Here is an 8,850-nt window from a genome sequence, read left to right as displayed (position 1 = left end):
TCGACACCTCGAAGCGTGAAGAACGGCCGTCCTGCTGTCTCAGGAACAAACCAAGATCAGCAGGTCGGGTGACGGGCGAGGTTAAAGATCAAGCTGAGGCAAACCCAGCCCGCTGTCGAAGAGCGGCATCGAGCTGGGCCCGTGCGGGGCGCGGTCCGTCCGCGGATCACGGTGCGCCCGATCGGAGGCGCGTCCACCGTGACCGGAGGGCCGCGCCTAGGCGTCCGGAATGTCGGCCTTCGCGCGCACCAGCGTCTCGCGGCTGATCACCACGATCCGCTCGTAGTCGGCGCGTGCGGCGTCCGACGGCAGCTCGGAGTCGAGTGCGTCGGTACGGTCCGTACCGATCACCGCGAAGTTCCCGTCCTGCAGTTCAAAGATGTCCGGGCAGGTCTGCCCGTTCACGCTCCCTCTTTCGCGAGGTGAGGCACCAATGCGGCGCACGATCTTCAAGTCGATCCCGGTCCTTGCTTGAATCGGTCAGGGGTTTTCCTCGTGCCGGGCGCCGGGGCATGGGTGTGTCCGGGGCGGCAACGACGTCTGGGCCTGCTGTGACGGCGGGTGTGCACGTGGCAGGCGGGGACAACCTAGCCTGCTCAGATCGCGCTTGGGGCCCGGACTTGGGTGTCTGAGCGAGTGATTCGTTTTTGCGGCCCCGCTCGCCCTGCGGCGGCCACTCGTCTCTGCGAAGGGCACTCGTTTCCGCGGAGGGCGACTCGTCTCTGCGGAGCCAACCCGCCCCTCTGGAGCCAACCCGTCCCTGTGGAACCAACCGTTCCGGTGGACCCAGTCCCTCCCTGTGGAGCCAACCGTTCCGGTGGACCCAGTCCGTCCCTGTGGAGCCAACCCGTCCCCGTGGGCCCAACCGGTCCCCGTGGAGTCAACCCGTCCCTGCGGAGCCCGCTCCCTCGTCCGGGTCTCATTCCTCGGCGGGATGGTCGCCCACCACCCACCACTCGTCCGTGTCGGCCTCGTCCAGCTCCGCCAGCAACTCGTCGGTCATCTTGCCGATCTCGGCCTCCTCCGAGCCGTCCCGCAGGCTCGCCCGGTGGTGGCGCGTGGCCTCCCAGTAGGCGCGGGCCGTCGGGCTCTGGAACAGCACACGGACGTAGCCGCGCAGTTCCGCCCGGGTGAGCAGGCCGATCCGGTAGCCGTGCAGGGCGTGCACGTACAGGGCGTTGGCGAAGAGGTACTGCTTCTGCACGCGTGGCGGCACGTCGCCCTCGTAGGCGTCGAGCACGGGAAGCAGGTCCTGGTCCTTCATCGCCGCGAGCAGGAGCTGCCGGTGATCGCGCTGGTACTCGATGCGGTCCGTGCGCCGGGACGCCTGCCGGCGCTGGTCGTCCAGGGCGTCCAGCCGCCGCAGGATCTCGGCGTTCGTGCGGACGACCGCCTCCAGGGCACGGCGGTACGCCAGGAGGGACGCCGCGGTGCCGGTGATCGAAAGCGCGAGGACCGCGGCGACTGAGCCCGGCCCCCAGTTCCCCGTCTTCTGTGTGGCCATGTCAACCCCCGAATCAGGCGGCCGTCCGCCGGTCGTCGGGGTGCGGGTCGACTGGAGGGGACCGGCGAGCGGTGGGCGGCGCTAGCCGTCTCCCAGAGTGTGCCGAGCGGCTCTGATCGGCGGGGAGGCGGAGAGGCGGCGCACAGAGGGAAGCGAGGGTCGCACACTCCGGCGCCTGCACTTCGTCTGCCCCGCCGTGACTGCTAACAATCGTTCACTTCGGGGTGTTCTCCCTGCTCGTATCCTGGGTCGGCATGCCATCCCCGTCCGTGCGCCGGGCCGTGAGCCCGGTGCACGCGTTCGCGTGAGAGAGGTCGCACCGTGGGGCACCGCCGTAGTCCGCAGCAGATCCCGGTCGTCGTCATCGCCGGATTCCTGGGCTCCGGGAAGACCACGCTCCTCAACCACCTCCTGCACCACAGCGGCGGCAGCCGCATCGGGGCGATCGTCAACGACTTCGGCGCCGTCGAGATCGACGCGATGGCCGTGGCGGGCGCGCTCGGCGACTCCACGGTGTCGCTGGGCAACGGCTGCCTGTGCTGCGCCGTCGACGCGAGCGAACTCGACGCGTACCTGGCCCGGCTCGCCGCACCGGCCACCGGCATCGACGTCATCGTCATCGAGGCCAGCGGGCTCGCCGAACCCCAGGAACTCGTCCGTATGGTGCTCGCCAGCGAGCATCCGGGGATCGTCTACGGCGGGCTGGTCGAGGTGGTCGACGCCGCCGAGTTCGACGCCACCCGCGCCCGGCATCCGGAGATCGACCGGCACCTCGCCCTCGCCGACCTGGTCGTGGTCAACAAGCTCGACCGGGCCGCGGACGGCGCGCGCGTGCTCGGCCTCGTCGGCTCGCTCACCGACCGCGCCGCCGTCGTGCCCGCCGCCTACGGCCGCGTCGACCCCGAGTTCCTTTTCGACCGCAGGCCGGCCGAGGAGCGCGTCGGGCAGCTGTCCTTCGACGACCTGCACCGGCACAGCGAGGACGAGCACACGGGCCATCTGCACACCGGCTACGACAGCCTGTCCTACGTCTCCGAAGTCCCCCTCGACCCGCGCCGGTTGATGCGGTTCCTGGACGGCAGGACCGAGGGGCTGTACCGGATCAAGGGGTACGTCGACTTCGGGGCGTACGACCCCGTCAACCGGTACGCCGTGCACGCCGTCGGGCGGTTCCTGCGCTTCTACCCCGAGCCGTGGACGGGGGCCGGGGAGCGGCTGACCCAGCTCGTGCTCATCGGCTCCGGCATCGACACCGGCGCCCTTCGCCGGGAACTGAGGGCCTGCGAGAGCGACGCCCCGCACACCGACGAGCACGGCATGTGGGGCGTCCTGCGCTATGTGGCGGGCCCGGACGAGCAGGACGCCGTACGGCGGACCGCCGGGGAGCCGGACCCCGAGGACCCGCCGTTCCCGGACCCCACCGAGCCCTCCGGAACACCAGCCCACCCATGAGGCGCGCCCGCCGAGCCACAAGGCAGCCCGCCGAGCCCTCCGGCGTCGCCGCTCAGCCGTCCGGCGACAGCCCCCGAAGGGGCGCGGGGAACTGCACGAGCAGCCACCGTGGTGCCGCGCGACCGACGGCACGGCGCAGTACACCCAGCACAGGGGTGCCGCACGGCCGACGGCACAGTGCGGCACACCCGGCGGCGCGCTCAGTAGGCCGGGCCCGCCACCACCGACACCGTCTTCGGCAGGGACACGCCCGAGCCGTCGCGACGCGGATCCAGGTCCGGCAGGTCCACCGGCGCGCCGTTCTTCTGCGCCGCCCGCGCCGGGACGGCACCGGCCCAGGCCAGGGACAGGCAGTCCTCGCCCTTCAGGAACCGATGGCAGCGCACGCCGCCGGTGGCCCGCCCCTTGCGCGGGTACTGGTCGAACGGGGTCAGTTTGGCGGTCGTCTGCACCGAGTCGTCCAGCGTGCCGCGCGAGCCCGCCACGGTGAAGACCACCGCGTCCACGGCCGGGTCCACGGCGGTGAAGGAGATCACCTTGGCGCCCTCGGCGAGCTTGATGCCCGCCATGCCGCCCGCCGGGCGGCCCTGCGGGCGGACCTGGGACGCCTGGTAGCGCAGCAACTGCGCGTCGTCCGTGATGAACACCAGGTCCTCCTCGCCGGTGCGCAGCTCCACCGCGCCGACGATCCGGTCGCCTTCCTTGAGCGCGATGACCTCCAACTCGTCCTTGTTGGACGGGTAGTCGGGCACCACCCGCTTGACCACGCCCTGCTCGGTGCCGAGCGCCAGTCCGGGGGACGACTCGTCGAGCGTGGTCAGGCAGACCACCGTCTCCTCGTCCTCCAGGGTGACGAACTCCGCGACGGGCGCCCCTCCCGCGAGGTTCGGCGCGGTCGCCGTCTCCGGCAGCTGCGGCAGGTCGACCACGTTGACCCGCAGCAGGCGCCCGGCGGACGTCACCACGCCCACCTCGCCGCGCGCCGTCGCCGGGACCGCCGAGACGATCACGTCGTGCTTGACGCGCTTGGCGCCGGCGTCCACCGGGAAGGGCTCCCCGTTCGCCGTGCGGGCCAGCAGCCCGGTCGAGGACAGCAGCACCCGGCACGGGTCGTCGGCCACCTGCAGCGGCACCGACGCGACCGGGGTCGCGCCCGACTCCAGCAGCAGCGTGCGGCGCGGGGTGGCGAACTTCTTGGAGACCGCGGCGAGTTCCGCGGAGACCAGCTTGCGCAGTTCGGCGTCCGACTCCAGGATCCGGGTCAGCTCCGCGATCTCCGCGTTGAGCCGCTCCTTCTCCGCCTCCAGCTCGATCCGGTCGTACTTGGTCAGCCGGCGCAGGGGCGTGTCCAGGATGTACTGCGTCTGGATCTCCGACAGCGAGAAGCGCCTCATCAGCCGCTCCTTCGCCTGCGCGCTGTTCTCGCTGGAACGGATGAGGCGGATGACCTCGTCGATGTCGACCAGCGCGGTGAGCAGGCCCTCCACGAGGTGCAGCCGGTCGCGTCGCTTGCCGCGGCGGAACTCCGAGCGGCGGCGCACCACGTCGAAGCGGTGGTCGAGGTAGACCTCGAGGAGTTCCTTCAGGCCCAGCGTGAGGGGCTGGCCGTCGACCAGTGCCACGTTGTTGATGCCGAAGGACTCCTCCATCGGCGTCAGCTTGTAGAGCTGCTCCAGGACCGCCTCGGGCACGAAGCCGTTCTTGATCTCGATGACCAGGCGCAGGCCGTGCTCACGGTCCGTGAGGTCCTTGACGTCGGCGATGCCCTGCAGCTTCTTCGCGCCGACCAGGTCCTTGATCTTGGAGATGACCTTCTCCGGTCCGACGGCGAAGGGCAGTTCCGTGACGACGAGGCCCTTGCGGCGTGCGGTCACCGTCTCCACGGTCACCGTGGCCCGAATCCTGAACGTGCCCCGGCCGGTCTCGTAGGCGTCGCGGATCCCGGAGAGGCCGACGATCCGGCCTCCGGTGGGCAGGTCGGGGCTCGGCACGTGCTTGATCAGGGCGTCCAGGTCGGCGTTCGGGTGCCGGATGAGGTGCCGGGCGGCCGCGATCACCTCGCCGAGGTTGTGCGGCGGCATGTTCGTGGCCATGCCGACGGCGATCCCCGACGCGCCGTTGACCAGCAGGTTCGGGAACGCGGCGGGCAGTGCCGCCGGCTCCTGCTCCTGCCCGTCGTAGTTCGGGGCGAAGTCGACGGTGTCCTCGTCGATCGAGTCGGTCATCAGGCCGGCGGCCTCGGCCATGCGGCATTCCGTGTACCGCATGGCGGCCGGCGGGTCGTCGTTGCCCAGCGACCCGAAGTTGCCGTGGCCGTCGACCAGCGGCACGCGCATCGAGAAGGGCTGCGCCATGCGCACCAGGGCGTCGTAGATGGACGCGTCTCCGTGCGGGTGGAGCTTGCCCATGACGTCGCCGACGACGCGCGCGCACTTCACATAGCCGCGGTCGGGGCGCAGGCCCATCTCGTTCATCTGGTACACGATGCGGCGGTGCACCGGCTTGAGGCCGTCGCGGGCGTCCGGCAGGGCACGGGAGTAGATGACCGAGTACGCGTACTCAAGGTAGGAGCCCTGCATCTCGTCCACGACGTCGATGTCGAGGATTCTCTCCTCGAACGGTTCGTCGGGCGGCGGGGTCTTCGTGCTGCGGCGGGCCATCGCTGCCGGCTCCTCCTGTGTTCGGTCGCTCGCCTATGGGGCGTTCGTGCGGAAGCGTGAACGTGATCTGATGCGGACCATTGTGGACCGCGACACTGACAACCCGGGCCAGGCCCCGGTGTCGGCGGCCCGCCCCGGCGCCGCGGCTGCCGCGGGGGACCGCCCCGCGGCACGACCCCCGCAGGCTACGCGATCCGCTGTGGGCGTACGTCCCGCGGGAACTTCGCCCAGGGTGCGCACGCTTGCATACAGTGGCAGGACTGGCAGGAAAACCGCGGTTTCACGACCGCATCCGCGATCGAAGGGACGTACATGCCCATGGGTCACACGGCCACAGCCGAGGCAGGCTCCGGGGGCCTGACAGCGACCGAGCACCGCCTGGCCAACGGGCTGCGCGTGGTGCTCTCCGAGGACCACCTGACCCCGGTCGCGGCGGTCTGCCTCTGGTACGACGTCGGCTCCCGCCACGAAGTCAAGGGACGTACCGGCCTGGCTCACCTCTTCGAGCACCTGATGTTCCAGGGCTCCGCGCAGGTGCAGGGCAACGGGCACTTCGAGCTGGTGCAGGGCGCCGGAGGGTCGCTGAACGGCACCACCAGCTTCGAGCGGACCAACTACTTCGAGACCATGCCCGCCCACCAGCTGGAGCTGGCCCTGTGGCTGGAGGCCGACCGCATGGGTTCGCTGCTGGCCGCGCTGGACGACGAGTCCATGGAGAACCAGCGGGACGTCGTCAAGAACGAGCGCCGCCAGCGCTACGACAACGTGCCCTACGGCACCGCCTTCGAGCGGCTGACCGCCCTCGCCTACCCCGAGGGCCACCCGTACCACCACACGCCGATCGGTTCGATGGCGGACCTGGACGCGGCCACCCTGGAGGACGCGCGCACGTTCTTCCGCACCTACTATGCGCCGAACAACGCCGTACTCTCCGTGGTCGGCGACATCGACCCGCGGCAGACGCTCGCCTGGATCGAGAAGTACTTCGGTTCGATCCCGGCCCACGACGGCAAGCCCGAGCCCCGCGACGGCTCGCTGCCCGAGACCATCGGGGAGCAGTTGCGCGAGGTCGTCGTGGAGGAGGTACCGGCCCGTGCCCTGATGGCCGCCTACCGGCTGCCGCAGGACGGCGCGCGCGCGTGCGACGCGGCCGACCTGGCGCTCACGGTTCTCGGCGGCGGCGAGTCCTCCCGCCTGTACAACCGGCTGGTGCGGCGGGACCGTACGGCGGTGGCGGCCGGGTTCGGCCTGCTGCGGCTGGCCGGCGCGCCCTCCCTGGGCTGGCTGGACGTGAAGACCTCCGGTGACGTCGAGGTGCCGGTCATCGAGACCGCCATCGACGAGGAGCTGGCCCGGTTCGCCGAGGAGGGCCCCACGTCCGAGGAAATGGAGCGGGCCCAGGCGCAGTTGGAGCGCGAGTGGCTGGACCGGCTCGGCACGGTCGCGGGCCGCGCCGACGAACTGTGCCGGTACGCCGTGCTGTTCGGTGACCCGCAGCTCGCCCTGACCGCCGTGCAGCGGGTCCTGGAGGTGACCGCCGAGGAGGTCCAGGCGGTCGCCCAGGCCCGGCTGCGTCCGGACAACCGCGCGGTGCTCGTCTACGAACCGCTCTCCGCCGAGTCCGCGGAGCACACCGAGGACGTGGACGTCCCCGAGGACCCCGAGTCCGAAGCCACCGTCGAAGCCGGCGACGACAACAACGAGGAGGCGGCCAAGTGACCGAACTCGCCGCGATGGAGTTCCACCCGCAGCCCCGCGCGGGCGAGGCGAGGCCGTGGGCGTTCCCGGCCCCCGAGCGCGGCACGCTGGACAACGGCCTGACCGTCCTGCGCTGCCACCGGCCCGGCCAGCAGGTCGTCGCCGTCGAGGTGTTGCTGTCCGCGCCGCTGGACGCCGAGCCGTCCGGCCTGGACGGTGTCGCCACGATCATGGCGCGGGCCTTCTCCGAGGGCACCGACCGGCACTCCGCCGAGGAGTTCGCCGCCGAACTGGAGCGGGCGGGCGCCACGCTGGACTCGCACGCCGACCACCCGGGCGTCCGGCTGAGCCTGGAGGTCCCGGCCTCCCGCCTGGCCAAGGGCCTTGGGCTGCTGTCCGACGCCCTGCGCGCACCCGCGTTCGCCGACAGCGAGGTGGAGCGGCTGGTCCGCAACCGCCTCGACGAGATCCCGCACGAGCTGGCCAACCCGTCCCGCCGCGCCGCCAAGGAACTCTCCAAGGAGCTGTTCCCGGCCGCCTCGCGCATGTCGCGTCCGCGCCAGGGCACCGAGGAGACCGTCGCCAAGATCGACGCGGCGGCGGTGCGCGCCTTCTACGAGCGGCACGTACGGCCCGCGACGGCCACCGCAGTGGTCGTCGGCGACCTGACCGGCATCGATCTGGACGCGCTGCTCGGCGAGTCCCTGGGGGCGTGGACCGGCACCGCGTCCCAGCCGCGGCCGGTGCCGTCGGTGAGCGCCGACGACCGCGGCCGGGTCGTCATCGTGGACCGCCCCGGCGCCGTCCAGACGCAGCTGCTCATCGGCCGCGTCGGCGCCGACCGGCACGACCGGGTCTGGCCCGCCCAGGTGCTCGGCACGTACTGCCTCGGCGGCACCCTCACCTCCCGGCTGGACCGCGTCCTGCGTGAGGAGAAGGGCTACACCTACGGAGTGCGCGCCTTCGGCCAGGTCCTCAGGTCCGCCCCCGACGGCACGGGTGCCTCGCTGCTCGCCATCAGCGGCTCCGTGGACACCCCGAACACCGGTCCCGCGCTGGCCGACCTGTGGACGGTGCTGCGCACGCTGGCCGAGGAAGGTCTCACCGACGCCGAGCGCGACGTCGCCGTGCAGAACCTCGTCGGGGTGGCGCCGCTGAAGTACGAGACGGCGGCGGCCGTGGCGAGCACGCTCGCCGACCAGGTGGAGCAGCACCTGCCGGACGACTACCAGGCGTCCCTGTACCGGCAGCTGGCCGCGACGGGCACCGTGGAGGCCACCGCCGCGGTGGTGAACGCGTTCCCGGTGGACCGGCTGGTGACGGTCCTGGTCGGCGACGCCGCGCAGATCAAGGAGCCGGCCGAGGCGCTGGGCATCGGCGAGGTGCACGTGGTGTCCGCGGAGTAGGCGGAGCAGTCCGAGGACCCGCACACGCGCGTGGGGCCCTGACGGCCGTGGCAGACCGCCCCGGTCGTCAGGGCCCCTTCCGTTCCCGCGGGATGCCCGAATTGCGGCGGAGGTTGCCTGTCTGCCCTGT

General features: G+C 71.6%; 6 protein-coding genes. 3 read left to right on the top strand and 3 right to left on the bottom strand.

Translation table 11 applies throughout. The features are described from left to right. Window positions 1-216: 216 nt before the first annotated feature. Together ACIRFL_RS31825 and ACIRFL_RS31820 are read right to left on the bottom strand one after the other, a co-directional pair. Window positions 217-453 carry a hypothetical protein gene (locus tag ACIRFL_RS31825; RefSeq protein WP_388713649.1) on the bottom strand — a complete coding sequence of 79 codons (237 nt, stop codon included), beginning with the start codon at window positions 451-453 and terminating at the stop codon, window positions 217-219. Window positions 454-919: 466 nt separating this feature from the next. After that, window positions 920-1,504 carry a DUF6082 family protein gene (locus tag ACIRFL_RS31820; RefSeq protein WP_388713646.1) on the bottom strand — a complete coding sequence of 195 codons (585 nt, stop codon included), beginning with the start codon at window positions 1,502-1,504 and terminating at the stop codon, window positions 920-922. A gap of 321 nt (window positions 1,505-1,825) precedes the next feature. On the opposite strand from ACIRFL_RS31820, the gene ACIRFL_RS31815 reads away from it, so the two are divergent. Beyond that, complete coding sequence (locus tag ACIRFL_RS31815) at window positions 1,826-2,956, top strand: CobW family GTP-binding protein (protein ID WP_404035172.1); 1,131 nt, start codon at window positions 1,826-1,828, stop codon at window positions 2,954-2,956. Window positions 2,957-3,156: 200 nt separating this feature from the next. Here the strand turns inward: ACIRFL_RS31815 and ACIRFL_RS31810 are convergent, their stop codons facing one another. After that, the gene (locus ACIRFL_RS31810) at window positions 3,157-5,616 is read right to left on the bottom strand and encodes a DNA topoisomerase (ATP-hydrolyzing) subunit A (RefSeq protein WP_404035170.1); all 2,460 of its coding nucleotides are present in this window, start codon (window positions 5,614-5,616) and stop codon (window positions 3,157-3,159) included. A gap of 312 nt (window positions 5,617-5,928) precedes the next feature. On the opposite strand from ACIRFL_RS31810, the gene ACIRFL_RS31805 reads away from it, so the two are divergent. Both ACIRFL_RS31805 and ACIRFL_RS31800 read left to right on the top strand, forming a co-directional pair. Next, window positions 5,929-7,335: a M16 family metallopeptidase gene (locus tag ACIRFL_RS31805; protein ID WP_404035168.1), complete on the top strand. Its 1,407-nt coding sequence runs from the start codon at window positions 5,929-5,931 to the stop codon at window positions 7,333-7,335. Next, window positions 7,332-8,720, top strand: coding sequence for a M16 family metallopeptidase (locus ACIRFL_RS31800; protein WP_404035165.1), 1,389 nt, complete (start codon window positions 7,332-7,334; stop codon window positions 8,718-8,720). The genes ACIRFL_RS31805 and ACIRFL_RS31800 overlap by 4 nt, the downstream gene beginning before the upstream one ends. Window positions 8,721-8,850: the final 130 nt, after the last annotated feature.

Source organism: Streptomyces sp. NPDC102462 (assembly GCF_044765425.1).
GTDB lineage: Bacteria > Actinomycetota > Actinomycetes > Streptomycetales > Streptomycetaceae > Streptomyces.
This window is presented reverse-complemented; position numbering and strand designations above follow the sequence as displayed.